1 protein-coding gene is annotated in these 560 nt (G+C 79.1%); it reads left to right on the top strand.

Features of this window, described 5'->3' with window-relative positions; translation table 11 throughout:
• Positions 1-98 precede the first annotated feature (98 nt).
• The coding region (locus tag N1F89_RS20650; RefSeq protein ID WP_290086389.1) for a nicotinate-nucleotide--dimethylbenzimidazole phosphoribosyltransferase at positions 99-560 on the top strand (462 nt) is incomplete at its 3' end.

The raw sequence follows: 560 nt of genomic DNA, 5'->3' as shown, positions 1-560 counted from the left end.
GGCGCGCCGGCGCGCAAGTCTCGCCGGCGCGCCCACCGTTGTGCCGCCGCGCCGGGGCCGCTATGCCGGGCGCGACCCCAACCGGTGCGGATGCGACGATGACGACCAGCGGACTGCCCTTCGACGACTTTCGCCGGCTGCTGGCGCGACTGCCGGCGCTCAAGGGGGCGGCGCACGGCCCGGTGGCGCCGCCGGGGCTCGGCCGGCTCGGCGCGCTGGCCGACTGGCTGGCGCTGGTCGGCGGCCGGCGGCCGCCGCGCGTGACGCGGCCGCTGGTGGCGCTCTACGCCGGCACGCACGGCGTCGCCCGGCATCTCGACGATGCCGAGGGGCCGGAGGCGGCGCGCGCCCGGGTCGAGCGGATCGGCACCGGCCAGGGGCCGGTCGGCCGGCTGTGCCGCGAGGCGGGGCTCGGGCTGCGCGTCTACGACCTGGCGCTCGATCACCCGGTCGGCGACATCACGCGGGAGCCGGCGATGGACGAGCGCGGCTGCGCGGCGACCATGGCCTTCGGCATGGAGGCGATCGCCGGCGGCGTCGACCTGATCGTGCTGGGCGAC

Origin of the sequence: Aquibium sp. A9E412 (assembly GCF_030398335.1) — a bacterium.
In the GTDB taxonomy this organism is placed as follows: domain Bacteria; phylum Pseudomonadota; class Alphaproteobacteria; order Rhizobiales; family Rhizobiaceae; genus A9E412.
The sequence above is the reverse complement of the archived record's forward strand: the minus strand, read 5'-3'. Positions and strand labels throughout refer to the sequence as shown.